Annotated in this window: 29 protein-coding genes and 2 pseudogenes; 15 read left to right on the forward strand and 16 right to left on the reverse strand. The window is 61.6% G+C overall.

All coding sequences use genetic code 11. From position 1 onward, the window contains the following. From EU811_RS21385 to EU811_RS24610, 3 genes and pseudogenes are all read right to left on the reverse strand, one after another. A partial coding sequence (locus tag EU811_RS21385; protein WP_142940289.1) for a DUF3040 domain-containing protein occupies positions 1-191 on the reverse strand: 191 nt, incomplete at its 3' end. A 1,068-nt stretch (positions 192-1,259) separates the two neighbouring features. After that, positions 1,260-1,511, reverse strand: coding sequence for a hypothetical protein (locus EU811_RS24420; protein ID WP_238703512.1), 252 nt, complete (start codon positions 1,509-1,511; stop codon positions 1,260-1,262). Between the two features lie 183 nt (positions 1,512-1,694). Next, positions 1,695-1,850, reverse strand: a pseudogene (locus EU811_RS24610) (YegP family protein); the annotation flags it as partial. 511 nt (positions 1,851-2,361) lie between these two features. On the opposite strand from EU811_RS24610, the gene EU811_RS21400 reads away from it, so the two are divergent. Together EU811_RS21400 and EU811_RS24615 are read left to right on the forward strand one after the other, a co-directional pair. After that, a complete protein-coding gene (locus EU811_RS21400) occupies positions 2,362-3,171 on the forward strand; it encodes an IclR family transcriptional regulator (protein WP_142940292.1) in 810 nt (269 codons plus the stop codon). A 179-nt stretch (positions 3,172-3,350) separates the two neighbouring features. Continuing rightward, positions 3,351-3,485 carry a hypothetical protein gene (locus tag EU811_RS24615; protein ID WP_274595848.1) on the forward strand — a complete coding sequence of 45 codons (135 nt, stop codon included), beginning with the start codon at positions 3,351-3,353 and terminating at the stop codon, positions 3,483-3,485. Between the two features lie 224 nt (positions 3,486-3,709). Here EU811_RS24615 and EU811_RS21405 read toward each other — a convergent pair whose 3' ends face one another. The 7 genes and pseudogenes from EU811_RS21405 to EU811_RS21435 form a co-directional block, all read right to left on the reverse strand. Then, entirely contained in the window at positions 3,710-4,003 is a 294-nt protein-coding gene (locus EU811_RS21405; RefSeq protein ID WP_142940293.1) for a type II toxin-antitoxin system RelE family toxin, read from the reverse strand. Beyond that, positions 4,000-4,275 (reverse strand): type II toxin-antitoxin system Phd/YefM family antitoxin, encoded by a 276-nt coding sequence (locus EU811_RS21410; protein WP_142940294.1) that lies wholly within the window; start codon positions 4,273-4,275, stop codon positions 4,000-4,002. The genes EU811_RS21405 and EU811_RS21410 overlap by 4 nt, the downstream gene beginning before the upstream one ends. A 119-nt stretch (positions 4,276-4,394) precedes the next feature. Next, positions 4,395-4,610, reverse strand: a pseudogene (locus EU811_RS24430) (recombinase family protein); the annotation flags it as partial. A 123-nt stretch (positions 4,611-4,733) separates the two neighbouring features. Then, the gene (locus EU811_RS21420) at positions 4,734-6,950 is read right to left on the reverse strand and encodes a catalase (protein WP_142940295.1); all 2,217 of its coding nucleotides are present in this window, start codon (positions 6,948-6,950) and stop codon (positions 4,734-4,736) included. Between the two features lie 711 nt (positions 6,951-7,661). Further along, the gene (locus EU811_RS21425; protein WP_142940296.1) at positions 7,662-8,228 is read right to left on the reverse strand and encodes a recombinase family protein; all 567 of its coding nucleotides are present in this window, start codon (positions 8,226-8,228) and stop codon (positions 7,662-7,664) included. A 369-nt stretch (positions 8,229-8,597) separates the two neighbouring features. Next, the gene (locus tag EU811_RS21430; protein WP_142940297.1) at positions 8,598-8,966 is read right to left on the reverse strand and encodes a hypothetical protein; all 369 of its coding nucleotides are present in this window, start codon (positions 8,964-8,966) and stop codon (positions 8,598-8,600) included. After that, the gene (locus EU811_RS21435; RefSeq protein WP_238703505.1) at positions 8,942-9,604 is read right to left on the reverse strand and encodes a hypothetical protein; all 663 of its coding nucleotides are present in this window, start codon (positions 9,602-9,604) and stop codon (positions 8,942-8,944) included. The genes EU811_RS21430 and EU811_RS21435 overlap by 25 nt, the downstream gene beginning before the upstream one ends. A 203-nt stretch (positions 9,605-9,807) precedes the next feature. Here EU811_RS21435 and EU811_RS24435 point away from each other — a divergent pair, with 203 nt between their 5' ends. Then, positions 9,808-11,421: a hypothetical protein gene (locus EU811_RS24435; protein WP_238703513.1), complete on the forward strand. Its 1,614-nt coding sequence runs from the start codon at positions 9,808-9,810 to the stop codon at positions 11,419-11,421. Then, the gene (locus tag EU811_RS21445; protein WP_238703510.1) at positions 11,342-11,587 is read left to right on the forward strand and encodes a DUF4193 family protein; all 246 of its coding nucleotides are present in this window, start codon (positions 11,342-11,344) and stop codon (positions 11,585-11,587) included. Before EU811_RS24435 ends, EU811_RS21445 begins: the two co-directional genes overlap by 80 nt. Before the next feature lie 75 nt (positions 11,588-11,662). Here the strand turns inward: EU811_RS21445 and EU811_RS21450 are convergent, their stop codons facing one another. The 5 genes from EU811_RS21450 to EU811_RS21470 form a co-directional block, all read right to left on the reverse strand. Then, entirely contained in the window at positions 11,663-11,986 is a 324-nt protein-coding gene (locus EU811_RS21450) for a hypothetical protein (RefSeq protein ID WP_142940298.1), read from the reverse strand. Between the two features lie 555 nt (positions 11,987-12,541). After that, positions 12,542-12,853, reverse strand: a complete 312-nt coding sequence (locus EU811_RS21455; protein WP_142940299.1) for a DUF3040 domain-containing protein — start codon at positions 12,851-12,853, stop codon at positions 12,542-12,544. 73 nt (positions 12,854-12,926) lie between these two features. After that, positions 12,927-13,373 carry a hypothetical protein gene (locus EU811_RS21460; RefSeq protein ID WP_142940300.1) on the reverse strand — a complete coding sequence of 149 codons (447 nt, stop codon included), beginning with the start codon at positions 13,371-13,373 and terminating at the stop codon, positions 12,927-12,929. A 428-nt stretch (positions 13,374-13,801) separates the two neighbouring features. Continuing rightward, positions 13,802-14,389: an ion transporter gene (locus tag EU811_RS21465; protein WP_142940301.1), complete on the reverse strand. Its 588-nt coding sequence runs from the start codon at positions 14,387-14,389 to the stop codon at positions 13,802-13,804. A 95-nt stretch (positions 14,390-14,484) separates the two neighbouring features. Next, positions 14,485-15,012, reverse strand: coding sequence for a DUF421 domain-containing protein (locus tag EU811_RS21470; RefSeq protein ID WP_142940302.1), 528 nt, complete (start codon positions 15,010-15,012; stop codon positions 14,485-14,487). A 192-nt stretch (positions 15,013-15,204) separates the two neighbouring features. Between EU811_RS21470 and EU811_RS21475 the strand changes: the two genes are divergently transcribed. From EU811_RS21475 to EU811_RS21515, 9 genes are all read left to right on the forward strand, one after another. Then, the gene (locus EU811_RS21475) at positions 15,205-16,527 is read left to right on the forward strand and encodes a DUF2254 domain-containing protein (protein WP_142940337.1); all 1,323 of its coding nucleotides are present in this window, start codon (positions 15,205-15,207) and stop codon (positions 16,525-16,527) included. A 407-nt stretch (positions 16,528-16,934) separates the two neighbouring features. After that, the gene (locus EU811_RS21480; RefSeq protein ID WP_142940303.1) at positions 16,935-17,417 is read left to right on the forward strand and encodes a hypothetical protein; all 483 of its coding nucleotides are present in this window, start codon (positions 16,935-16,937) and stop codon (positions 17,415-17,417) included. Between the two features lie 58 nt (positions 17,418-17,475). After that, on the forward strand, positions 17,476-17,883 hold the full coding sequence (locus tag EU811_RS21485; RefSeq protein WP_142940304.1) for a four-helix bundle copper-binding protein: 408 nt from the start codon (positions 17,476-17,478) through the stop codon (positions 17,881-17,883). Between the two features lie 17 nt (positions 17,884-17,900). Beyond that, on the forward strand, positions 17,901-18,158 hold the full coding sequence (locus tag EU811_RS21490) for a hypothetical protein (protein WP_142940305.1): 258 nt from the start codon (positions 17,901-17,903) through the stop codon (positions 18,156-18,158). 127 nt (positions 18,159-18,285) lie between these two features. Further along, positions 18,286-18,591: a DUF3040 domain-containing protein gene (locus EU811_RS21495; RefSeq protein WP_142940306.1), complete on the forward strand. Its 306-nt coding sequence runs from the start codon at positions 18,286-18,288 to the stop codon at positions 18,589-18,591. Continuing rightward, positions 18,581-19,027 (forward strand): LapA family protein, encoded by a 447-nt coding sequence (locus EU811_RS21500; RefSeq protein WP_142940307.1) that lies wholly within the window; start codon positions 18,581-18,583, stop codon positions 19,025-19,027. The genes EU811_RS21495 and EU811_RS21500 overlap by 11 nt, the downstream gene beginning before the upstream one ends. Positions 19,028-19,138: 111 nt before the next feature. Then, a complete protein-coding gene (locus tag EU811_RS21505; protein WP_160147680.1) occupies positions 19,139-20,059 on the forward strand; it encodes a GAF and ANTAR domain-containing protein in 921 nt (306 codons plus the stop codon). A gap of 632 nt (positions 20,060-20,691) precedes the next feature. After that, entirely contained in the window at positions 20,692-21,009 is a 318-nt protein-coding gene (locus tag EU811_RS24440; RefSeq protein ID WP_238703511.1) for an SSI family serine proteinase inhibitor, read from the forward strand. A gap of 84 nt (positions 21,010-21,093) precedes the next feature. Continuing rightward, the gene (locus tag EU811_RS21515) at positions 21,094-21,693 is read left to right on the forward strand and encodes a DUF305 domain-containing protein (RefSeq protein WP_238703506.1); all 600 of its coding nucleotides are present in this window, start codon (positions 21,094-21,096) and stop codon (positions 21,691-21,693) included. A 142-nt stretch (positions 21,694-21,835) separates the two neighbouring features. Here EU811_RS21515 and EU811_RS21520 read toward each other — a convergent pair whose 3' ends face one another. Beyond that, positions 21,836-23,035: an alpha/beta hydrolase gene (locus EU811_RS21520; RefSeq protein ID WP_160147681.1), complete on the reverse strand. Its 1,200-nt coding sequence runs from the start codon at positions 23,033-23,035 to the stop codon at positions 21,836-21,838. A 173-nt stretch (positions 23,036-23,208) separates the two neighbouring features. Here EU811_RS21520 and istA point away from each other — a divergent pair, with 173 nt between their 5' ends. Further along, positions 23,209-24,885: an IS21 family transposase gene (istA, locus tag EU811_RS21525; protein ID WP_142940339.1), complete on the forward strand. Its 1,677-nt coding sequence runs from the start codon at positions 23,209-23,211 to the stop codon at positions 24,883-24,885. Continuing rightward, the gene (gene istB, locus EU811_RS21530; protein ID WP_142940311.1) at positions 24,882-25,697 is read left to right on the forward strand and encodes an IS21-like element helper ATPase IstB; all 816 of its coding nucleotides are present in this window, start codon (positions 24,882-24,884) and stop codon (positions 25,695-25,697) included. The genes istA and istB overlap by 4 nt, the downstream gene beginning before the upstream one ends. Positions 25,698-26,077 lie beyond the last annotated feature (380 nt).

The raw sequence follows: 26,077 nt of genomic DNA on the forward strand, positions 1-26,077 counted from the left end.
GCTAAAAGTGGAAGAGCCGCCATGAGTAACACAACCCCGATAAGGCATCCGATGGCGGCGAGGTGTTTGCTTGCTTTGACCCTGCGCTCCACAAAGCCTGACGAGAGTTCCTGAGCCAGCCGAGGATCCTCTGCCGCCAAGTCCAGCTCTAATTCCTCAAGCACTTTCCGCTCTCTGTCTGATAACGGCAATTGAAAACCTCCCTATGGATACAGCTCCTCAACCTTCTGATGGGCCTCGGTGAGGAACTTTGACTGTTCTGCTCTTTTCGAAAAAGGAAAAACTTCGCCGTCCGACAATTAGCGCCAGGCACCAACCCGTCTGGTGCGGAAGTTGCGTTCTATGCACTCAGACGATGTTTGTTCCTCGCGTCCAAGAGAGGTCCCCGTCTGAAGTTCATCGCGTGTGAGCTGATCCGGTTCGGCAAGCAGTTCGACGTCGCTCCCTTAGCCGACACGACACGCATATCCTGACGTAGCCGTTGGACGGCATGCGCCACTTCTCTTTCGGCGGGCTCAAACCGCAGCGGCGCCCCACACTTCTGATGGGGCTGGATGCGGATCCAGACGAAAACCACATTGGCATTGCCACACGAGATGCAAATCCCGCCCGTCACCGCTTAACCCAGGTGAAGGGGATTTCCTCGCAGCAGCAGCCCCTTGCATGGTTAGCTGCATATCGTCACCGCAATGGTTGGGGCGTCTCACAGGCGGCAGCCGGGTTGCCGTGCCCAGTAACCGTTCCCCATCCTGACCAGAAGTACGAACTGTGTGACCCACACCAAAGAAAATCATCACGTCTATCCTCCGAACGATTCCGTAAGAAAACCACTCATTCATTCCAAGTCACGCTTACGAAAGGACGCCACGCCGAGCGTGTGGTCGTGGTGGGACGTCGACCAAGAGCTCGCTGTGAGCCGCCAAGTCCCTCCCTACTGATTCTTTTTCCCGTCCCGTGTTCTGACGAACTCGCGATCCAGCGCCGATAACTCCAGGCGCCCGTGCCGATCCTGGCCGGCGTGATCGCCAGACACCTGGCAAACGGCATTGGATATTGTTCGCGGGAGGACCAGGCAGCCGGGATTCTCCGCGAACCACTGTCGGGTTGCCGGGTCAAGGTCACCCCACCATTCCTCAATGGGCCGCTGCATCATGTTTGGCTCCTCCTCAAACTTGCAAGCCCTTAGCGTTTCGGTGGTTGCATTTGAACCGCAACAGGTGCGGGCAGCCACCGTCCGTTGATCCTGAAATCTTGCGCCTTTACGCTGCGGCCGGTTCCAAGATCTTTAGCCGGCAAGGCGTGGGCGCGGAGCCTGTTGCCGCGGGCAGTTCGCCGGACTGGCAGGCCGACCGCAGGTCGCCCAGTGGGATCACTCCCACCGCGGCCTGACGCAGATCAAGGACCACGGCCGGTCCGCTGACGATGGTGCTGGTGCGTCGGGCCACTGCATACACCGCCGCCAGATTGAGCTCGGTGACACGACCCCGGACTTGAATGCGTGCCTCGCTCATATCGATATCGAGGTGGATTAGAAACTTCAGCTTCGATCGCGTTGCCGGGCCGGTTTGGGTGCCGTGCAACTCCGGCCCGCCTCTTGGCCGTGACGGCTGCCGGCCAGCCCTGTGTGCGAGGCGGGAGCAAGTCTTCCGAGCGGGCTTTGCCGATGCGGCGGTTGGTGACTTGTCTACTATGTGACCGGCCGCCGCATTCTCCCGCACGGCCATAATGGCCTTCGCGGCCTGCGCCTTTTCGGCAAATGCGCCCGAAACCGCCAACACCTCGCGTTCCTCACCGGTGAGCCGGAACCAAAAGCGGGTGCCGTCCCGAAAGATCTCAAACTGTCCCGTCACGTCGAAGGGCCTTTCTCTTGAACTCTGGCAGCGGCCCCCCGCCCGCCTTTGTCCTAAGCAGCATCCCCACCCACTTACCTGTACCCAGCGGGTGGTGCTGTTGCTATATAATCAATATAGTTGCTGACACTGCAACAAGTCAAAGGGCGTCGAGGTCCGTGAGGGATTCGCGGGTCCCGCCATGCCGATTGTTGCAGCACGCAACGAAAGGTCGGCGCCTGATGCCAGGGACGACTGGACAAAGGGGCTGGCTCAAGTTGAATATCGACGTGGGCGAGCTGTTCCAAGGGACTACTGCCCGTGCCACCCATATGACCCCCAACAAGCCGAAGCCGGCCACCAGTAGTACCGCACGCACGCTCAAGGCAGGATCAGTGGCTCAAAGGACGGGACGTCCGGCCACCCTCTGATGTCCCGGACGTCGCCCTAAGATGGGAGGCGGGGCCGACCTACGGACGCCGCAGCAGCAGTACTGCTGGCGGCTGCTGACAACATCGACAGAGGACAAAATATGCCAGGCAGGCCGCGGCTCAACGACGAACCACTCCAAGGGGCTGCCGCCTCGCTGCTGAACGGCCTTGGCGTCCTCGAAGCGTTCTCCACCGGAAAGCCAGTACTGGGCGTAACGGAAATAGCGCAAAAGGTGAATCTGCATAAGAGCACTGTCTCCAGGATTCTCACCGGACTGGCCAATGCCGGGTACGTCGAACGCGACCAAGAGACAGGACGCTTCCGGCTTGGCCTGGGCCTGATTGGCCTCGCCGGTCCCCTCCTCGCCGAGCTTGACGTCCGCCGTGCCGCACAAGCCGATCTGGAAGCACTTACTGAAATCACGGGGGAAACAAGCGCATTAGCCGTATGGAACGGGGTTGAGGCCATAGTCGTGGAGGAGATCCCCAGCCCGCACCAGGTTAAACACACTGCGGCAATCGGAACCCGATACAACCAATACGAGAGCTCTTCAGTGCGGATATTCCTCGCCGAGCTGCCCTTTGATGAGGCGGAACAGTTGCTGGGAGCGGGCCGGATCACCCGTTCGCCCGAATCCGGTCCCCATGGCGCCTACCGGGACCACCTCGCAGCCGTGAAGGAACAGGGCCTCGCCGTGAACGACGGCTTTAGCTCATTTGAGGAAGTCGGCATATCTGCCGTCGTGCGTGATTACCGGAATAAAGCCGTGGGGTGCATCACGGTGAAGGCGCCGCGGTCCCGCACCGGAACTGACCGAATTGCTGCACATACGAACAGCGTGCTAGCGGCAGCCCGATCAGTATCAGCACGTCTCGGCCAACCAACGACGGTCCCTCAACCAGCGCAGTAAGTCCAGATCAACGTGCCCATACAAGACGACACGTTCGAACAATAGCCCCCTATGTCCCCTCACGTGGCCACTAAACAGCGGCCCAGCCGCCCTGCCCCTAAACGGGAAGACCGGAACAACGGTGTGCATTGCAGTCTGGACAACAAGCGCGAAGAAAACGACAGAAATGAGGACCCACAATGGCAACCGACTACGACGAAGGATGCAGCGCGCAGCAAGACCGGAACAGCGAACCGGCTGGCGGAGCACTCGCGCAGAACGATGGGGCAGAGACACTGCCGAACGTCTGGATCGAAGCATCCGGTTCGACCTGAAGCTAACCGGCGGGAGATGACGCGGCTGCCTCGGAACCATCTCGCAGAGCAAATATTTGCTTGGTTGCGCGCCAGGTTCCGGTGGGGAAATCCCGGATTCACAAGGAACCACGGGAGCTCTCGGAGCCCCCTTCCCCTATCGTGCTTTGAGCCGATAACCGGCCTTTCGTCAACCTGAACCGGGGGAGAGGCTCCCAGCTGGCACATCTTTCCTTGAAGTTCGGCTAACGGGGCTTATATACGTCGGATCGGTGTTCGATGCGGTGGACATACAGGATGTGCTCCTCGACGTCGAGGGTGAACAACACCCTGTAGTCACCGCGGCGGGCGGTGCGCAGGCCGAGGAGTTCGTTTGTCAACGGTTTACTCAGTCGGTACGGGTTATCGGCGAGGACGCCGGTGACGAGTTCGACGATCGCCGCCGCTGCCTTCTCCGGCAGCCGCCGAAAACCCTTCAACGCCGGGCTGGTAACTTCGACCTTCCATGGCGGATGACCGGCGGTTTGTGCATCAGTCACCGCGGCGGCAGCCCGAACTCCCGGCGGAGGTCATCACCGCTAGTCGTATTGCCGTCAGCAATGTCGCGCCGGGCTTGGTCCAGATCTTCGCGAATGCCAGGCTGGGAAAGCCAATGGATTGTTTCCTGCAGCGACTCGAGGTCCGCGGCGGACATCAGCACGGCCGATGGGTGCCCGTGGCGGGTGATCTGGATGATCTCGTGGGTCTTGTCAGCTTCCTCCACGAGGGCGGAAAGCTTGTCCTTGGCTTCGCTGAGCGGTACCGTTCTCATGATACAACTCTAGCCGGAGTTCAGGCTAATCACTAGCCCAACTTTTAGCCGATAATAAATATTCCGTCAAGCTAGCCCGCGTCGGACTGGCTCAACGGCGGCGCCGGTGGGGGAGCAGTTCACTCCAGTTTGGCGTGGCACAGGTACTGGTAGACGGTCTCCCGGCTGATCCTATTTCAAGGGCAAGGACCGCTTTCGGAACTCCGACGCCCTCGCGCTGGACCAGCTCGGCCGACAGTTCCGGAGTGAGCGTCTTATTCCTGACTTTGTAGGCGGCGCTGCTTGGCCAAGGCGACGCCCTCCTTCTGGCGCTCCCTGATGAGGGAGCGAGTGAAACGTTGTAGAACCTGAACCTAACGGCAAACCCTGCGTACCGGCGCCGGAAGCAAGGAAGGGAGCGCCCGTCCGGATACGACGCCGGCGCTCCCCTTCGACGGTCAACTCGCCTTGCTTGGGCCCTAGGCTGAGGCGGCCGGGAACCGTTCCCACACCCGGTGGGCTGCCAAGAGTCCGGTCAATGCCGTTACCAGGGCTTCAGCATCTTCCTCGGAGACAATCCCTGGGGCATCTTGAGGTATTCCTGCCGCGGTTAGAGCCGCTGAGCCGCTGTCCATGGTGGCAATGGCCTTTGCGTGACGGAATGCCTCAGTCAGCAGCGGAACTGCCCGCGGGTCGGAGGCGTCCGCGGGAGCGCCGGCCTTGGCGTCAAGCCCCGGTGCGGCATCGGGAGCCGGAGCGGCAGCCGCTGAAACGATGACGGCGTCGAACTCTGTGGAGCGGGCGGTGAGGTAGGTCCGCTGCACGGGGACCCCACCGTCGTTCTCTGATCCCAGGAAGCCGCCCGATGGAGCAATGACCAGCGGGACGATACCTTCGGCGTCCAAGGCTTTTCGTGCCGCGTTCACGGCAGTAAGGTCGCTGTTCTCATCGGCGAGAATCCCGACGACCCGGCCGGCGACGGGCCAGGTCTTGCCTACCTGGGACAGGGCGGGGCTGGGGTCGGACTCCGGCAGTTGTTCTGTCGCATCGGGGACGGGCAGGCCCAGGCCCTCCGCTACTGCGGCGCACAGTCCGGCGTCCACGTTGGCCAGAGCCGCAAGCTGCCGTTCCCGGATGGATTTCTCGTAGCACTTGCCCAGCTCGAACGTGTAGGCCTGGATCACGTGGTTCTGTTCCACCGGGCTGAGGCTGCGGAAGAAGAGGCCCACTTGGCTGTAGTGGTCATCAAAGGAAGCCGGGTTCTTCCGCTCCTTAATGGAGGCAGCCAGTTCCTCCGGCACATCAATAAACGCTCCCATGTCCTGTCCGGCGAGGAACGGGCAGCCCCCGTCGAGCGAGTTGGGCCGGTAGGGAGCAACTCCACCATGGACTGCCTGCTGGTGCATCCCGTCCCGCAGCATGTCGTTCACCGGAGAATGCGGACGATTGATGGGAATCTGGCCGAAGTTGGGCCCACCCAGCCGGGAAATCTGAGTGTCCAGGTACGAAAAAAGGCGCACCTGGAGCAGGGGATCATTGGTGACGTCGATCCCGGGAACCAGGTGGCCGGGGTGGAACGCCACCTGTTCGGTTTCGGCGAAAAAGTTAGTGGGATTGGCGTTAAGCGTCATGAGACCAATGGGCTGGACCGGAGCCAATTCCTCCGGCACGAACTTGGTGGGATCGAGCAGGTCGATGCCTTCAAACATCTGGTCTTCGGTGTCCGGGAACGTCTGGACCCCGAGCTCCCACTCCGGGTAGGCGCCGGCTTCGATGGCGTCGGCCAGGTCCCGGCGGTGGAAGTCCGGATCCATGCCATTGATGATCTGCGCTTCCTCCCACACCAGCGAGTGCACACCCTGCTTTGGCTTCCAGTGAAACTTCACCAGGGTTGTCCTGCCCTCGTCGTTGACGAACCGGAAAGTGTGGACGCCGAAGCCCTCCATGGTCCGGTACGAACGCGGGATACCCCTGTCAGACATGTTCCACATGGTGTGCGCCTGGGCCTCGGTATGCAGGGACACGAAGTCCCAGAACGTGTCGTGAGCGCTCTGTGCCTGAGGGATCTCACGGTCCGGGTGCGGCTTGGCGGCATGAATAATGTCCGGGAACTTGATGCCGTCCTGGATGAAGAAGACCGGGATGTTGTTGCCCACCAGGTCGTAGGTGCCCTCATCGGTGTAGAACTTGGTGGAGAACCCGCGGGTGTCACGGACGGTGTCGGCAGAGCCCCGGGAGCCCAGCACGGTGGAAAAGCGGACGAAGACGGGGGTCTCAACGTCTTTGGCCAGGAAGCCTGCGCGGGTGATGTTCGCTGCAGTGCCGTAGGAGCGGAAGACGCCGTGGGCTCCCGCGCCGCGGGCATGGACCACACGCTCGGGAATGCGTTCGTGGTCAAAGTGCGTGATCTTTTCCCGCAGGTGGTGATCCTGCAGCAAAATGGGGCCGCGCGAGCCAGCCTTCAGGGAGTGGTCAGTATCGCGAAGGCGAAGCCCCTGGGCGGTGGTCAGGTACTGGCCGGACTGGGCGCGCGACGCGGCCGGCGCCCCTGTCGGGCTTCCAGTGGGCGAGACCGCTTCAGGTCCTTGCTGATCCGGCTTGGGCGGCAGGGGCTCCCGCGGAGCTGTGGGCTCTTCCAGGCTGGCAGGCTCGCTTGCTGGGACACCGGGGATCTGGATGTTGCTGTCGTCTGGCACGAATTCTTCTCCTCAAGATCGGAAAGCCCAGCAGTCCTCCGCGAAAACCGGGATACTAAGCGTGCTTAGTACCATAGGCAACGTTTTCCCATGGCACAACTTCCACCCAATACGTTCCCATCCTGACCATGCCCGAATATTGCCCTGCCTCCCTTGGACATCCGTCATGAACCGGGTCCTGGCTGACCAGACCTGACTCCGGCAATTACGGGCAAAAGGCCCGGTTCAAACGTCTTGTTTGAAATCACGCGCTGTGCCTTGTCAGGAAAGATGGCGAAATTGCCAATCAGTTGGCGAGCTGAGGAGCTTGGCGTAGCGGGGAAATCGCGTCTGTCCCTTGCTGGCAACGGCGCAGGCGAGCGGACTGAAGTATGCGCTCATACGAACAGAGCGCCGCCAGCCCGCGTTGCCATCGGAGTTGACGAAAGGCTCGGCTTCAGGGTCGTTCGGGCTTGGTCTCCGGCGCCGATGCCAAGCGACGACCCGATCCAGAACTGACCATATGCATGTTTTCGGGCGATCTTACCAGCGCTCCGGCAACTCGCTGGAAGGATTCGCCAGATCGTTTGGCAATTCGCCAACAAGGCTGGCAACCCACACACGCACCCTCTTCCCGGGGCACTGCCCTGCGCATTCCGCCACGCCGACAATGTAGATTCCGTCAACCTCCGGCCGGTCTAATGGCAAACGATGGCGCTGGTAGGGAGTAGTTCACTCCGGTTGGGTGTGGCGAAGGTATTGATAGACCGTTTCCCTGCTGATTCCGTAGTCACGGGCAAGGAGGGCTTTCGAAACACCGCTGCCGGCGCGCTGGACCAGCTCGGCAGCCCGTTCGGGTGTCAAGGTCTTCTTCCGTCCCTTGTACACACCGCGCTGCTTAGCCAGCGCGATGCCCTCCCGCTGACGTTCCGTGATGAGGGAGCGTTCGAACTCAGCGAAGGCACCCATGACCGAAAGCATGAGATTGGCCATGGGGGAGTCCTCACCCGTGAACACCAGGCTCTCTTTGACGAACTCCACCCGCACGCCCTTGCGGGTCAGGGTCTGAACCAGGGCGCGTAAGTCATCGAGGTTGCGGGCCAGCCGGTCCATGCTGTGCACGGCCACGGTGTCCCCGTCGCGGGCGAACCGCAGCAGTTCCGTGAGCTCCGGTCTGGCGGTGTCCCTGCCGGAGGCCTTGTCCGTGAAGACCCGGTCCAGAACCTGGCCTTCGAGCTGTCGTTTCTCGTTCTGGTCCAGCGTACTCACGCGCACGTACCCGATCCGCTGTCCGCCCACCGACGCCTCCAATCCATTTGGCCTGTCAGGTTGAGTTCTAGGCCCGTCTTGGAATTAAGTCAAGCCTTACCGGCGAACCAGGCCCTTGAACATGTGCGAATACTTCAACTCAGCAGCCGCCAAATAGACTCTTTCCCGGCGATTCAGGTTTGGCTACACAATAAATCGAAGCTCCGGTCAGCGCTATTTGGTCGGGGCTCTGCGGGTGCCGGATGACTCCAGTTTCATGAGTGAACGTGCAGCACAAGCGGGATTGAAAAGATTGGGCGGACCGGGCGCACATATCCGACTGGCCGAACAGGTGCTATCCAATCGACAGGCGACACTGGACCTGAACGAGCTCCCTCCATCAATACGGGCAGGGCGACCTCAATCGTGGTCGTTCCCGGCTTCATCGTTCGGAGGAGAGATCGGGGCCCCTGGAGAGTTTCGGGCGGCGTGAAGACGCTGGCCTGCGGCGAGTGCAGCCCAATGGAGGGGGAGCTGGGGAGTCAGGTCGTACGGCTGCTCAAGAACGTCGTCGATCGACGTTTGGCCTGCCAGCAGGGGCGCAGCCCCTGCTGTGGTTTCCGTTCGTCCTCTCGACATGCCTTGACGGTAGCGGGTGCCGGACGTGTTGGGTGCGGCTGACACGCAGGCCGGCTGCTCAGCGACATAGCCCGCCGTGAGGCGGTGGCTCAGCGACATGGCCAGCCGTGAGGCGGTGGCTGTTGTTACGAGGGCGGGGGAGGGGGACACGTTTCATCGGTTGCCATGGAGTAGATGATTTTGGTCTTGTCGGTGATTTCATCAATATCTTCCTGAGTGATGTTGATGGCCGTGGAGCGGTTCTTCAGGATGAGTACGGCTTCCCTGCCTGGCCACAGCAGATGATCAGTGAAGGTCGGAAACGAGCGCCCGCTGGGGGTACCGTATCGCAGAATCTCCTGCGGATCAGTGGTGCGCTGGCCAAGGACGAGTTCTACGTCCACGTCGCCGAGGGGATCGACCGCTGTGTCGAGGTAGCTGCCGAAGATCCTCAAGCGTTGCACGAAGCAGGGTTTGGTGGGATCGGCGTTGTAGGCTTTGGCCCGGTCGATGAGTTCGGCGACCAGCCGGTCCGCTGTTTTGCGGGTGATCGGTTTCCCGAAGCTGGCCATGTCGAGGGCATTGCCGAGCGTTGTTGATCTCCACCACCGTTGGTTGCCGTGGGAGTGCTCGGCACGCTCGATGTACCCGGCGTCTTCAAGGCCCAGAAGGGTGGAGCGCGGGCTGGCGACGCCATGTGGTGAGAGCAGGGACAGGGCCCACTCCTCATCGAAGTCTGCGAACCTGGTCCGGCGCAGGAACGCCCTGGCTGCCGGGGCCGGCAAGCCAGCGATGACGTCTGTTTTCATGAGCCTCATGCGGATGCCGCCCGCTTGGCAGCGCGGTCGGTGTGGGGAGCGTCCCCTGTCCGCGATTGCACCTTGTCCATCCAGCAGATGCTATCGCGGCAGTTCACGAGAGGTGATGGGCGGGGAGATAACGGATCCGGGCGGCCGGGGCCCTGCAGTAGCGCGGCTGCGGAACGGGCCGTGGTGCGTGGCATTCTGGGGGTATGGCGCGAACCTGGTTGTCGGTGACGGTGGAATTGCTCGGTGGTCGGGGTGAGGAGCTGTGGCCGTGGCCGGGACGTATCTTCGCGGTCGGGCCGTCGCATACCTTCATGGATCTCGCCGATGCCATCAACGATGCGTTCGCCCGGTGGGACCGCTCGCACCTGTCACTGTTTACCCTGGCTGACGGCCGGGTCATCACGGATGACGAGACGGGAGCCGAGATGGCCGGATCGTCGATCCGCGGGCCGATCATCGCACCGATTGACATTGCTGCTGCCAAGGTCGTCCGGACGGTGGAAGCGGGGGCTGAGTTTCAGTTCACGTTCGACCTTGGGGATGCCTGGATGCACCGGTGCGTGGTGGGGGAGGTGAAGGTCGACCCGCTGGAGGTATTGGGCGTTCGTCCGGATGTCCCCCTGCCGTATTGGGGATGGGGCAGCATCCCGGACCAGTACGGGCGCCGGTGGGCTGACGACGACGGGGAGGGCCGGGCGCCCAAGAAACCGGGTCAGTCGCATCCGATGCTGCTGCACGCCTGGCCCGCACCTGTGCATGTGCCGGGGCTGGACCTGTCCGAGCTGCGTGAAGCCATCGCGGCCGCAGATGCGGCCCGCTTCCTCGCGGCGGTAACCGGACACGACATTGACGACGCTCTGCAGCAGGTGGGCGCCGGCATACCGATGGCGCTGAAGCGTAACCGCCAGGAGACCGAGCCGGTGGCACTGTCGGTCATCAACCGGCTAACAGGGCGCGGCGGCGCTGGTGACCAGGTGTTGGCCGAGGACCTGCTCGCCGGTCTGCGCCGCGAACCGCTGACAGGACGCGTGGTGCCGGTAGACCTCGAGATGCTCAGCATCGTGCTGGAAGGGGATCCCGACCTGTCGACCGGCGGCTATCTCGACCTGCGCACCGGGCAGGTGTACGACGAGGCCGCCACTGACCCGATGATGGTCGGGGAGGACGCCGCCATCGACGTTGAGGAGGAGCCGAACCGTTGGCTTCGCCTCGACCGGACCGGTTCACGGGACGGCTGGCGGGACATGGCGGCCTTGCTGAGCGGCAGCACGATGAGGCCCTCCGGGAGCGGCTGGAGCGCGCTATCGGAGGCAAAGGCGCCTTCGGCAGGTTCCGCGACCTCCTCCACGGCGAGGACCTGGCCGAACAGTGGTACGCCTTCTCCACCGACCGTCAGCTGGGCCGTGCCCGCGAGTTCCTGGCTGATAATGGCATCCGCGTGGGCTAACGTGCCGGGCCCGGTCAGCGCCGGCACAAGACCGCACCACCGGCCACAGGCACGATCCGGGCGGCGGCATCTTGCTTTGGCGATTGCGCCACGACTGCACGGAGCCGTCCGCGGCAGAAGGCGGCACACCGACATCTTTCGGTCCTCTGAAGTGGGAACAGCGACGCAGTGGTGTACGTTGCTGTCTCGTCAGAAGAACCGCGCAGCAAACGTCAGAAATGAGAATCACCAAAGTGGCAGCCGATTACGACGAAGTCCGTTCCGACGTCAAGGAATCCCAGGACCGTTCCCTGGAGGCATTGCAGTCCGCGAACGCCCCGGATGCCCGCAGCGTTATCAAGGAACTGGACGAAGCCGATGCACTCGATGAGGGCCTGACCCCCGGGGGAGAAATCGTCGCCGAGGAACTCGTCGTTCAGATCATCCCCCAGGCAGCGGACGAGTTCACCTGCTACTCCTGTTTCCTCGTCCGGCACCGGTCCCAACTCGCCCGCGAAAGCAACGGCCACTCGTACTGCAGTGAATGCGAAGGATAGGGCACCCATTCCTCAATCCGTAGCCGCCGGTTCATCATGGATTTTTCCCTGATTTGAGGAGTTGGTTGGTGCCGGTCAGGCTGCCTGGGTAGCCGTCGCCAGGGCAGCAGTGTCAGGGGCGAGGATGCTCAGCCTGTAGTCGGACTGGAGCGGATCGACACAGGCCGGCAGATGGTGGGACCTGGAGCAGGCCCGCAGTTCTTCCAACGCATCGGGCTCGATCCGGGCCCGGGTCATATCAAGCTCCAGGGCCATGCCCGCGGTGAGCGAGTTGGCACGCTTCATCACCGCATACAGGCCTTGGACGCTTTTGGATGTCACATGACCCTGCGCGGCAACCTGAGCCTTTGCACAGTCGAGATCCACCCGGACCAGCACCCGAAGCTTCTCTGCCGTCACATTCTCTCCGCTCTAGATTGGGCGCCACGACGCTGTGGCGACCCCGAATAACCATAGACCAAATGTGATCCACGCAACACCGGCGCAGGAACCTGTTCCATCAAGGAGCGGGGCCAGCCGCTGCCGCCGCTGTTAATCAGCGCCTGCGCGGGCCTGGTTGAGTCTTGGGATTTTCCCATGCGTGAATAGCATCCGCAGGCTTCCGTCCGCCGTTGAACCACGAAACCAGGGATTCTGTCAGGACAACCGAGGACTCACTGGAGCCAAGCCACCTTGGGTACGCTCCGAGCCCGGCCCTGGACGACTTTATTGCAAAATACGCGCTTTATTAGAAATCAATAAAGTGAAGAAAATCTTCTACAATGCGTGGCACTGGATCCAGTGAACGATCCCTACACTCCGGACGCCGGTGCGAGGCCGGAGATTGTCAAAGGACCAGGTGTCCCCGGATTGCTGAGAATGCTTCCAGTTGCTGTTGTAGCTTCCCCGGCGGGAATTCGGCTTCCTCGTTGAGACCGAGGTCCAGGGCTGTCCGCTGCTTTAGCAACACCCTCTTTAGGGGCCTCCATCGGCACGGCGTTGTGGCGGCTGCCTGGTTACGCCATCAGGAAAGTGACCAGGGAGACAACGCGCTCCTGAGACCATAAGCAGGAAGCCAGCGACGCCGATGACCGCAAGCTGATTGATGATTCCGGTCATGACCAAAGCGAAGCCGGCCAGACTTGCCAGGACACCGTAGACAGTGCGGGCGGATGTCCAACGCCGGGACATCCCCTCCTGCAGCCGGCGACCCAGGCCTGGGTCGGTTTCGGCCAGTTCCTGTTCGAGGTTTTGAATTCTCCTGCGTTCTTCATCAGATAGGGCCATGACGGCGCTTCCCTTGCTCCCCGCGGTCAATAGCTAGCCGAAGGACTGAAACATCCCCTAGCCGGTAGCGAACTCACTTTGGAACATATGGGGCGTATTGGCCCAATGTCCCGTCGAGTACGGCCACGTCAAAACTGGTCGTGTCACCACGAGCTTTGACTGTCAGGTCGGTCCGCGCGCCTGGCCTTGCTTCTGTGCTGCTGAGGACAGTCGGCACATCCTGAAAATCCACCTTTCCCCCGGCTGGAATGTTCAAGGGCAGCTCGTCGTCGCGGTCCCCTATAACAAGATCCATGTTCTCGGCAGTCTTGTTGAAGATCGTCCCCAATATGCGACCCGGCTCGTTTTCCGCCGAAGTGACAATGAATATGCTGCGCAGTTCAAAGCCGGCAAAGTCCTTGTTTGACCCCACCGCGATCGCGTAGTGGTCCTCGTCAGGTGAGGGCGTGCAGCCCGTTAGAAGCAGCGTCACAATACCTGGCGCCAGCAGTGCGGCGAGAGCACGTCTTGCGTTGTTCATGCGGTGTCCTTCCCGGTTCAGTCATCGATCAGACTGCCGTACAGGGGTTTAGTTAATCGGGACTACGGCGAAAAGCCCATGGAGGGCTGACAGCCTGCGTGTTCTCGCATCAGCCGTAACATCAGGCCGGCAACTGCTGGCGGCCGCTGCCGATCAAAGGCAGGTGATGATCCGACCGCGAAGCCACCGGCTGCGCCGGGACCATCTTGCTGTGGGTTGTGTCCCGGACATCTCACGGGTCCCCGGGTGGCAGGTTCTGCATCCTGCCCGCATTCGGTTCCGCTATGCCGCTCACTATTCAGGCTACGTGCCTGATCTGTCCCGGCAACCCCGTGTTATGCACCCGTGATGGGGCTGGGCCATTCTTGACGCGCCCGTAACCCTGATTCAAGCCTCTCCTGCTGCGGGCACGCCGAGAATTCCGTTCCTCATTCTTTTTGTCGGAGGAAAAAGGCTCCGAGGGTACCTGCAAGCGTGGCGAAGACGGCCACCGAGTAGATGGCCAGCAGGACCTGGATGATGCGTGAGAAGGTGCTGGTGCCGGTGATGCCGTCACCGGTGATCGCAGCCATGGCTGACTCATACAGGGACTGGGCGTAGGAGCTGTGCTCACCTGTTGCGTAGAGGAGTTGGCTGGAGGCCAGGATGACCACCGCGGTGACGGCGGTGAGCCAGCCGATCCTGCTGGTCAAAAGCCGTCCAGCCGAGCGGGAACCCCGGACACCGGCGGAAAGGATTGAGCCGTAGCGGGCCAGTCTCGTGATCCGGAGGAGTCGAAGTGCTTGCAGTGCACGGAAGAACCGCAGGAACGGTACGAGCAGGAAGATGACCTGCCACCAGCTTTTCCGCCAAAAGTCCTTGCTGAAACCGGCAATGTATGCGCGTAACAGGAATTCGGAAACGAACACAGCCCAGAACAACCACCCCGCGACCGTGAAAGCGGTGACCATGGCCGGCTCTTTCGCCACCAGCTGGCCGAGCACAACGAAGAGGAAGATCACCCCGAGGATCCCCATCGGTTTATCCAGCCGCCGGGCCAGTACCTCAGCACGGCGAAGCCGTCCTCTTCCTAACTGCGCGCCCGGGCCGCCAGACCGGTGGTCGTGGCCTGTCATGGGAGTTCGGGCCCGGGAGCATCCTGAACACCATCAAGAGCAGACCCGTTGCCGAGTTTGCTCCTGGGAATGACACTCATGGCCCCGTTGGTTTCAAGGACCACCGCTGCAACGTCCGAAAGGTCACCGGAACCGGTCGCACGGACCGCCTGCAGCACCTCGGATTCGCTAAGGCGGTTCCTGCGCAGCTGGGCATGCTGAAGTTCCCCGGACACAACCAGAGCCACCGGTCGTGAGGTCACAGCTGACCTTGCCCCGGGCACATGCGCTGATACCCACGCCACGAGAAACTGAAGGCCCGCCAGCAGCCCGAGCGCCGTCAACCCCTCCAGGAAGGCGACGTCCGAGTTAAGCAGGATAGTGGCCAGCGTGGATCCGAAGGCGACTGTCACGATGAAGTCGAACGCGTTCAGCTGCGCCAGGGTCCTTTTGCCCGTCACCCGCAGGAGCACCACTAAGGCGGCATACGAGACCGAGCCGATGAGCAGGACCCGGATAATATCCGGCCAGGAATCAAACCACATACGCTTCGTACTCCTTCGACAGAGAATTCGGCACTATCAAGGACAGGGACACCGTCACTGACAGTACGCTTAGTATTTCCCCTTCCGTTTAGCTGCACCAAGGCTAGTGGGAGAGGGCCGCATCGCACCGGTAGGGGTCAGGAAGCAGGAGCTCATGATTGAAGCACTCTCACGACAGAGGAATTGCTGGTGATGAACGGCCGTGCCGTGCACGTGCTGGACTCGCTCCGGACGCAGTTATGGCCACTTCCTGTGTTGGCGGTGGCACTGGCCGTCGTGATGGGGGTGGCGCTGCCTGCTTTGGATTCAGCTGTTGACGGTGAGCTCCCGGAGAACGTTGGAGTTTTTCTTTTCAGTGGAGGTCCGGAAGCTGCCCGGTCGATCCTGCAGGCCATCTCGGGATCCCTCATCACGGTCACGTCCCTGACCTTTTCGCTGACGGTGGTCACGCTGCAGCTGGCCAGCAGTCAATTTTCGCCGCGGCTTTTGCGGACATTTACCTCTGACCGGTTTGTCCATGGAACACTTGCCCTCTTTCTGGCTGCCTTCGCCTTCGCGCTGACGGTCCTGCGGAGCGTCCGGGACGAGGGCAACGGGAACACCGCCTTCGTACCGGAAATCTCGGTCACCGTCGCGTTTGCCCTCGCCATCGCCAGTGTGGTCGGCCTGGTGCTGTTCCTGGCGCACCTGGCACGAGAGATTCGGGTGGAAACGATGATGCGCCGGGTCAATCTGGAAACGCAGGACACCATCGACCGGGTCTTTGCCGAGGACCGGCCTGCGCACGGACCCGCTCCGGTTCCCGCATCACAGGGAGTTCCCATCACTTCCTCTTCCTCAGGATTTTTGACCTCCGTTGATAAAGACGCGCTCCTTCGCGCTGTCACGACATGCGGGGCCGTGGTGCGGTTGGACGTTCCACCGGGGAGTTCTCTGGTGGTGGGAGTTCCCTTCGCCACCGCCTGGGCCGTGAAAAAGGGGGCCATGCTGGGAGCGGAAACCCGGGAGAAGCTGACCCATGAGGTGAATGCGGCCCTGGCAACAGGATTTGAACGTACCAACGTCCAGGACGTGGGGTTCGGGTTCCGGCAACTGGTGGATGTTGCCGTGCGTGCCCTTTCGCCGGGCATTAACGACCCCACTACCGCAGTCCATGTCATTGGTCATCTCTCGGACCTCCTGTGCCGATTGGCGGACAGGAACCCCGGGCCGGAGCACCTCACCGACGAGGACGGGCGCATCAGGGTGGTGCTGTCCCTCCCCACGCTGCGGGACTTGCTCGACATGGCCATGGATCAGCCCAGGAAATACGGAGCCGGGGACCCTGCCGTTGCGGACCGCCTCCTGGGACTCCTCCACGAACTCGCCTGGTGCGACCGAAAGGGCCAGTACCGTGAGGAGATCCTGGACCATCTGGAACAGATGCGTATCGCTATCCTTGCTGCGGATTATTCCGACCCGGAGCTGCGAAGCCTTCTGAAAGGAGCCGATGCGCAAGGACTCACGCAGGCATGAACGGCCACGAGGACACCTGGCATAAACCCGAACCGCCGAGCAGCGCCGTGAGTAACGCCACGACCATGGCACTGATGGAGGCAGCCGGCGGCCAGGTCCACCGACGGTCAAGGGGATACATCCGGTGGTTGTCGGAAAACACCGGGCGCCCCCTCGGAGTGCCGATACTGTCCTGTCACGGTGCCCTTCTGGAGGCCGGCTGCACCCGGGCCGCCATAGCCCGTCTGGATTTTTCGGGCAGATCCCTCCCGGTGCTTGTGGGCGGACAACCAAGCAACCGCGGGAGGGACGGCCGGTTCCTTGAGCCCACCTGGCCTCCAAGTTGACGCCTAAAAGTGATACATGCGTGACCATCCGGGCAGCGCCCGTAGCTAGGCTTTTTATATGACACCCACCGGGATTCGGAGATGGCCGCGCTGAAGTGGTCCTCACCAGGAATGCTTCACAGCCCCGTTTGGCTGCGAAGCCTCTTCGTGTGGTTCCTGCTGACCCTTCTCCTCACAGGAGCCGCTTCCTATACCTCCGGCAGCCGGTACGCGATCGTTCCCGGGCACGGCCCGGTTCAGGCAGCAGACGATCCGAGTTCCAGGGAACTGCCGCTACAAGCGGAAACCGCAGCCAGTGCCGCTGACACCCCACCCTCGACCTCCCACTCAACCGGCGCCGTACACAGCGCCGCGCCATCACCTGGGACTGAAGAAATCGAAAAGGACTGCTGCCAACGGCGCCATGCGCCCCGCGGCGAACCAGCCCCCATGAGGACCGGCGCCCTGGACCCACCACCCGTGACCCACCAGCAGCCCGGGGATGCGCTGCTCAACGGCGCAGCGCCTCCGGAGCCTGACCTGCCTGCGCTTACCGTGGTCGAACTTTCCATCAGCAGGACGTAGAACGGTCCGCCGTTCGCCCTCCTCAACCCTGCTGTATACCCCCTGGAAAGAGACTGCAATGACACACGTACAGTCCATGCTGGACGCACACCCGAAAGACCCCGGAAGCGTCGACAGGACCAAGCTCGCCGAATGCATCCAGGCGTGCTTTGACTGCGCACAAACCTGCACCGCCTGCGCCGACGCCTGCCTCAGTGAAGACATGGTCGCCGAGCTGACCACATGCATCCGCACCAACCTCGACTGTGCAGACATCTGCGCCGCCACCGGCAAGATTCTCTCCCGCCACACCGGCTCTGCCACCGACACCACCCGTTCCGTGCTCAAAGCGTGCCGCGCAGCCTGTCAGGCCTGCGCGGACGAACGCGAACAGCACGCCTCGATGCACCGCCACTGCCAGGTGTGCGCCGAAGCCTGCCGGCAGTGTGAACACGCCTGCGGTGAACTCCTTGCTTCGCTGGGCTGAGCAAGGAGAGCGGCACAATGACACGACCTCAGAACACCCAGGCAGACCGCCGTTCCTGGGAACAGGAACAGTCGGGAAGTGCCCTACCGGGCAGGTCATCGGAGGATCCGGAACTGCGCCGCATGCTGAACTCGCACATTCACTGTGGTGAACAAATGCAACTGATCATCGTTCATCCCGCCCCGCCGGGCGACCAAACCACAGCACAGAACGACCGCAGCCTGCACACCTACCGGTGCGCGTGTGGATTCAGCTTCGATCAACGGCGCAACTAACCCGCAGGAGTTGCCGCCGGACACCGGAAACACAAGCGTCGGGCACCGCAAAACATCACCTGACCATCCATGTGCCCGACGTTGATTTCCCACACCCGACCTGATCCCAGAAGTTAGCGAGGAATCCATGGCACTGTCAGAGGACGAACGCAAACGCCTTGAAATGCTCGAACAGGAGCTGGCTTCCACTGACCCGGATCTGGACCGGACACTGCAGAGCGGCGCGCCCGGGAAACACACCAGGGAGGCCGCCACGATGGTCCATGGACTCCTCACGCTGGTAGCCGCATTCACCCTTGTCATCGTGGGCATCGCAACAGAACTCATTATTATCGGCGCCGTCGGCTTCCTGCTGATGATGGCCGGCGCCCACTGGTTCATCAAAGGCCTCGGACTCTATACAGGCCCAGAGGAGACACGTCATGAAACGTGAAAGTGAAGGTCGCACCGTGCAAACACATCCGCTGACTCCCCGAAGTCTCATCCCGGCACCGCCTGCACGGCAACCGGCGATCGGGGCGCGCACATCCTCCCACCGCCCCACCGGGAATCCGCCGCACCCCACCAGGGCCGGTTTTGTGTGGACGGCCACTGTCGCTGGCCTTGTACTCCTGGGAGTCCTGATTCTCTTCATTCTCCAAAACCAGGAACAGGTGTCCGTACAGTATTTCGGGCTCGCGGGCTCGGTTCCCCTCGGCATCGCCCTTTGTATCGCCGCGATCGTCGGCGGACTCCTCGTAGCAGTCGCCGGCGCGATCCGTATCGCGCAACTGCGAACCGCCGCCACCCGCCTACGGCATCGTTCCCCGACCAAGCGGCCAACAAAGCCGTGGGGTCAATGGTTCAGACACGGGCACCCCGCCAGGTGATGGAAGCAGCGAAGCAGCGGGACCTGACGCACCTCTGGCCCCGCGCCTACCCAACGATAATTTCTACCCGCCGGCACTCAGGACCTTGACCTGGCAGGGAGGATGGCCATCATGGCCGGACATTTCGAACTGTTCACCGATGATCAGTTCCAGATACGTTTCCAGCTCCTCGCCCCCGACGGCAGGGTCTTAGCTGTTTCAGGTCCATTCAGGGACAAGCACGCTGCCGCAGCTGCAATCGCCGAAGTCCGCGAGTGCGCCGGTACTGGCCTGATCAAGAACCACTGCGAGACCGCTACCCTGGCCATACCGAAACCGGATTTGGCGGTGGAACTGGAGGACCTCATGCTGAACAAGGGAAAGCTCGAGGATTTCGTGGAAAACCTCACCGCCGTCGCAGCAAACACGGTGACCTGCGACAGCCCCGACTCCGCCTGCTCCATAACAATCACTCGCCCGAAAAGGCATCCAATCACGGCGTGGAGCGGACCTTTGGCCCGGTCGCTGGACCAATTGGAGGACAACCTCAAACAAGGCCCAAACCTGACGGCCTTGGCCGAACAACGCACGGTCCATTCCTCTGACCTGACCGGCGATGACCGCTGGTCAGGCCTTGCTGGATCCGCCACCGAGCAAGGTATCAGATCCTGTGTGAGCATCCCCCTGGAAGTGGAAGACCCAAGCCGGGCAGTCATGAGCCTGACTGCCGTCACATCAGATGCTTTCTCGCGTCACGACATTCAAGCCGCGCGGGCATTCGCCGAGCACGCGTCAAGAACGCTCCGCTCTGCCTTACGGATCACCGATCTTACGGAAACCGTTCAGAACTTATACGCAGCATTGGAACATAGAGCGGTCATTGAATCAGCACTGGGAGTGGTGATGGGCCAGAACAACTGCGACCACGACACCGCTTTCAATATTCTCCGCCGGGCTGCCAGTTCCAGACACATGAAACTCCGGGACCTCGCCGCCGCCGTCGTCGCATCCGTCTCCGGCGACAGCGACATCCTCGTTCACTTTGACCCATGACGCTTCCACTGACGGCCAGGGTTGCGGGCTTTTCCGCCGTCCGACAGTGCTTCCGCGGGATACTGCGGGCCCGGGTGCGGGAGATGGTCCATGCGGCCTGGGCGGGCCAGCCCGGAAAGAACTGCCGCCACCTGCGCGTGGTCTGTGCTCGTGCTGCTGCGGTATGCGCTTTTTCGTCATTATGGATGCACGCTTTTTCGTCATTATGGATGCAAGAACACCCGTACCCGTAGTGTCCATACTTTCATCCGCGCTGTTCCGGAGCATCTAAGAAGCCCAGAAACGGCTGCCTGCACTGAACTGAACCGGACTGCCCATTGATCCTTAAGCCGAACGCGCACCCTTGAAACGGATTGCGCAAAACAACCGCAACAACCGAGAGCCCTCCGAGGAGGCACGTCATGCCACAGACGATGATCCGCACGTTCGTGGTGGTTTCCGTTCTTAGCCTCTGTGCATGCTCGCCAAGCGGCGGACCACCACAGCCCACAGCATCCGATATACCCTCGGCCAGCCCTGCCCCAACAAAGCAGACGCCGCGGCCCGCCCCCACAACAACTACTCCCGGCCTGTCACCTTCGCCGCCTTCTCTTCCGCCGGGGCTCGGTCGCGGCGACGCCGAGCTCGCCATCATGGTCAAACCGTCCGATTCCGAACCCGCCATCAATTACACCCTGACGTGCAGGAACGGGGCTCCAACGAATGAAAGCCAACACCCCTCTGCGACCAAGGCCTGCGAGGTATTAAAAAACAATCCTGGAGTGCTCATCCCACAGCCTCGGGGCAAAGACGTGGTGTGCACCCAGCAATACGGCGGACCCCAAACAGCCACCGTGACCGGCATGGTCGATGGCGTGCCAGTGGACATTTCATTCGCCCTCCGTGACGGCTGCGAGATCCGTCAGTGGAACGCGGCCAGTAGCATTCTCGGCCCGACCACAAACCTCTAGCCGAACAGGCAAACGGCTTAAACGGTCAGCAGGCTGGCGGGCGGCCTACAACCTTCTGTTGACTACATTAAAAGGAGAAGTCCCATGTCGAATAACCAAAAAAGACAGTCCCACGGGCAAGATAGAGACGAGTACCAGTCCCATCACATGAGGAACATGTACCTGCGTTTCGGGGCGATGATCCTGACCGGGATGGTGGTGATGTATTTCGTCATGTTTATCGGCTCCTGGGAATGGAGCCATGTGCGCTGGAGCGAGAGCCGGATGTTCATGGCCCTAACTATGGGCGGCACCATGGGTTTGATCATGCTCGCCTGGATGCTGAACATGTATCGGACCACAAAGGCGAACGTGGCCGTGGTGGTGATTAGCCTCCTGCTTCTCGGCGGTGGCGCTTTCCTGGACCGAACACAGACCACGGTGCAGGACAGCGCGTTCATGAGCGGGATGATTCCGCACCATTCGCTGGCTATCACCCGGTCGGAGCGCTCCGAGCTGGCTGACGTCCGGGTGTGTGAACTCGCCGTCGAAATCAGTGAGGCCCAGCGCCGGGAGATTCTCGAGATGGAGTGGTTGATTGAGGATATTGACCGGAACGGGGTAGCAGCAACACCCCAGGAGGCTGAGGCCCGGCCGGTCCCTGCTTACGAGGAGCTCGCAGAACGTAAGTGCCCCGGAGAGTGATTTGCACCTCGCTCCAGCGTCGGAGGCGAGGCCTTCACCGTGGCCGTAACCCTCGCTGTACTACCGGCAACGAAATGCAAGCCTGACAAATCCGCCCGCACCGCACTCCGACAGCGGGGGCCCTGTGCGGACACAGTCACCTCTACTTTGGTTCGGTCTGCTCCGGAGAGGGATCGGAATATTGCCTGGAAACGCCGCCGTTCGTGCCTGCAGCATTCAACCATGCCGTAAGAACCTCGCAGGCGAGCTCGAGGTTTCCCATCTGGCAGTGCTGGTCGGCCTGCTCGGCAAGGGTGAACATGCGCGTCGTGACGCTTCGGGCGGCAGTGAGCGCCTTTGCCTGTGCTTGGGCCAGTGCCGGTGGTTGGAAGACGTCATGCTCGCCGCACATCAGCAGTACATCCTGGTTCACCCGTCCACTGCCCAGGTGCTCGGCGTTCATGCCCATGAACCAGTCAACGACATCGACCGGGTCGTCGCTGTCAAGCATGTACAGGACCTGATCGACCACGACGCGAAGGGTCGGGAACAGCCGGGCACGGGTGCGTACGCTCCAGCGCATGAAGCGCCGGTGGCGCAACATCGCGCGAACCGGGCCGCGCAACACCGGTGGGACCCGGTGGAGCCAGTCGTACACCGGCGGCCAAGCCACAACACTCTGTATCCGGGGTTCGCGTCCTGCGGCGCGCAGAGCCCAGTATCCACCCATTGAGATGCCAACAAGAGCCGCCCGGTCGAGGCGGAAGTGATCCAACACCGCCCCGACCGGTTTTTCCCAGTCATGATCGAAGGTGAGCCCGTTCAATGCCCGCGCACCACCTTGTCCCGGGCCCTCGAACGCAATGACGTCGAAACCGGCGGCAGCGACACGTTGACAGATGGGAAAGAACTCTTCAATCAAGGAATCGAACCCGCCGTGCAGTAGCACAGTGTCGCCAGTCCGTGTCCCGACCGCCGGAAGCGCATACGCCGGCAGTTCCGCGTCGGCATAGGGGACCTCGTGACGGACGAAGACAGCATCTGCGAAGGCGGTTCCGAAAAGCCTGAGATAGAGGCGGTACCGATTCGTTTTCTCCGCCGAATGCGGGGGCGTGAAGAATTCCGCAATCCTCGCGTAACCCGCCGCCTGTCGAGGCCGCGCCTCGGCGGCCGCCCGGCTCGATATGGCCTCGAACACGGTGACGCAGTCATCCATCGAGCGTACGTGTGCCGCGGCGTCGGCTAGCTCATGGCGGTCGGCGAAGCCCAACGCATGAGCCCGGTTGAGCTGGTAGTTGACGAAGTTACGTCGATGGAACCGCTCGAACCCTACTGGCAGAGCCACAAGCTCGGGATCGCTCATATCGCCAGCATACTCACGGAGTGACACGCGCTGATTATGGCAGCTTGAATGGAGACCGCTTCTGCAGTTTGAATTGAGCCCACTTGCGGCTCGCCGGTCGAGGAATCGCAGTTTGAACTGAGCCCACCCCACCGTTGATTTCATCAGGTTTTTTCCAATGGTGGAAGGCAGTGATGGGGTTGAGGGTGGAGCTTTTTGCAAGGATCCGGCGGGACGCACGCGTCAAGGGATGGTCGATCCGCGCGCTTGCCAGGGAGCATCATGTTTCCCGAAGGACTGTCCGGCAAGCCCTCGCAACTGCTGAGCCGCCGCCCCGCAGGATTCCTGCCCGCACGGCACCGAAACTGGACCGGATCAGGGCTGTGATCGACCAGATACTTACGGCTGATCTTGATGCTCCGAGGAAGCAGCGCCATACCGCCCAAAGGATCTTTGACCGTCTGGTTGATGAGCATCAGGCGATGATTTCGTATTCGACGGTACGTCAGTATGTGAAGGCCCGGAGGGCCCAGATTGCCATCGAGGCCGGACGGGCCCCGATGGAAGTCTTTGTGCCTCAGGAACATGCCCCTGGCGCGGAGGCCGAGGTCGATTTTGGTGATGTGTATGTGGACGTCGCCGGCGTCCGCACCCGTTGTTACATGTTCGCTTACCGGCTCTCCCACTCGGGCAAGGCTGTCCACCGCGTGTACCCTACATGCGCGCAGGAGGCATTCCTGGAAGGCCATATCGAAGCGTTCAATGCTTTGGGCGGGGTCCCCACGAAGCACATCCGGTACGACAACCTCACGTCCGCGGTCACGAAGGTCATCTACGGTGGCGGCCGGCAACGCGTGGAGAACGAACGATGGGTGTTGTTCAAATCCCACTATGGGTTCGACTCATTCTTTTGCATCCCGGGCATCGAAGGGGCCCATGAGAAGGGCGGGGTCGAAGGAGAAGTGGGACGGTTTCGCCGGAATTTCCTGACCCCTGTTCCGGCCGTGGATAGCTTAGTGGAGCTCAATGACCGGATCCGGGTCTGGGACGAGACTGAGGACCGCCGCCGGATTTCCCAGCGGCTCCGCACGGTCGGGCAGGACTTCGCTGTTGAGCACCCCTTGTTGGCACCGTTGCCGGTCGAGGACTTCGACCCGGGCCTGATCCTGACACCAAGGGTGGACCGGTCATCCCTCGTGACGGTCCGCTCGGCGAAGTATTCCGTTCCGGTGCGGTTCATCAACCGAAAAGTCAGGGTGTCCCTGCGCGCTACCGAGGTGAGGATCTTCGATGGCAGAACCCTGATCGCCAAACATCCAAGGACCGTGGCCCGCGGCGGGCAGTGCGTGCAACTGGACCACTACCTTGAAGTGCTCAGGATAAAACCAGGCGCCTTGCCCGGGTCCACGGCCCTGGCGCAGGCCCGCGGATCCGGGGCATTCACCCCCGCCCACGACGCTTTCTGGGCTGCGGCTAGGAAAACCGATGGTGATGCTGAGGCCACCCGGGAACTTATCGATGTTCTACTGCTCCACCGGAGCATGGACGCACGTGACGTCATCGACGGGATCACCGCGGCGCTTCGTGTCGGTGCCGTGAGCGCAGACGTCGTCGCGGTGGAAGCCAGGCGTGTGGCATCCGAAAGCAACACAGGGTGGGTCCAACCCGATTGCCATCCCGGTGCAAAAGAGAATGTTCTCGAGCACCGCGTTGTCAGTCTCACCCAGCGCCGACTGGCGGACCCTGCAGCAGTGATCGCAGGTCTCCCACCCGACAAACGCCCACTGCCCTCGGTGTCTGGCTATGACGACTTACTCAAATTCCGTGCCCAGTCATCCTCCACCCCGCCGTCCAAGGAGCAGATTTCATGAGTCCCACCGCACCCGTTGTTATTTCCCAGACCCTTCGGCGCCGTCGCGGCTTGACCGAACAGGCCGCGGTCGCGGCCGTGGACCAGGCCTGCCGCCGGCTGCGCCTGCCCACGATCCGCGCAGTCCTGGATGAGGCCCTGGCAGTGGCAGGGAAGGAACAGCTCTCCTACCAGGGATTCCTGGCCGAGATCCTGTTGGCCGAGTGTGATGACCGGGACCGGCGCTCCTCTCTCCGGAGGGTGAAATCAGCGAACTTCCCACGGGATAAATGGCTTGGGGACTTCGACTATGAAGCGAACCCGAACATCAACCAGGCAACGATCAATACCCTGGCCACCGGGGACTGGATCCGCAAAGGCCAACCCCTGTGTCTGATCGGCGATTCCGGGACCGGGAAATCACATCTGCTCATCGGAATCGGCACGGCGGCTGCGGAGAAAGGCTTCCGGGTCAGATACATTCTCGCTACCCGGCTCGTGAACGAACTCGTCGAAGCAGAAGACGAGAAAATGCTCGCCAAAACCATCGCCCGCTACGGACGCGTGGATTTACTTTGCATCGACGAGCTTGGCTACATGGAACTGGACAAACGCGGCGCCGAGCTCCTCTTCCAGGTCCTCACCGAAAGGGAAGAAAAAGCATCCGTGGCCATCGCGACCAACGAATCTTTCTCCGGGTGGACGAAGACATTCACTGACCCACGCCTCTGCGCAGCGATCGTGGACCGGCTCACCTTCAAAGGCACCATCATCGAAACCGGCACCGACTCCTACCGCCTCGCCCACACAAGAAACCACCAAACCGCCAGCTAGAGGTGGGTCCCGTTTAATACGATCAAGCCAAAAAGTGATCTCAAAGCACAAACTGGGTGAGACATTGTCGAAGTCTTGATGGCTCTGACTCCAGTGCCTATCCGTACAGAGAGGCGCTCGGCTGGGAAGTGCCGGCCGAGCGCCTCTGCTGAAGTGCTAAGCACTTTACCTTGAGTAGTGGCAACGCCACCCTCTTCAAATAACTCGGGATTTATGAGTCTGTCACGAACTGTTCCGAAGCCGCTTGGTATATCGACGGAGAGCCAATGAAACAGCTGCTGCTACCAGTGCCCCTATAGCCGTTATGGGCAGCGTTGAAATTGGTTCTGATCCGGTTGCCAACGAAAGGAGCATCACTACAAAAATCGCCGCGAGATAAA

Source organism: Arthrobacter sp. TS-15, assembly GCF_006964045.1.
Taxonomy (GTDB): domain Bacteria; phylum Actinomycetota; class Actinomycetes; order Actinomycetales; family Micrococcaceae; genus Arthrobacter.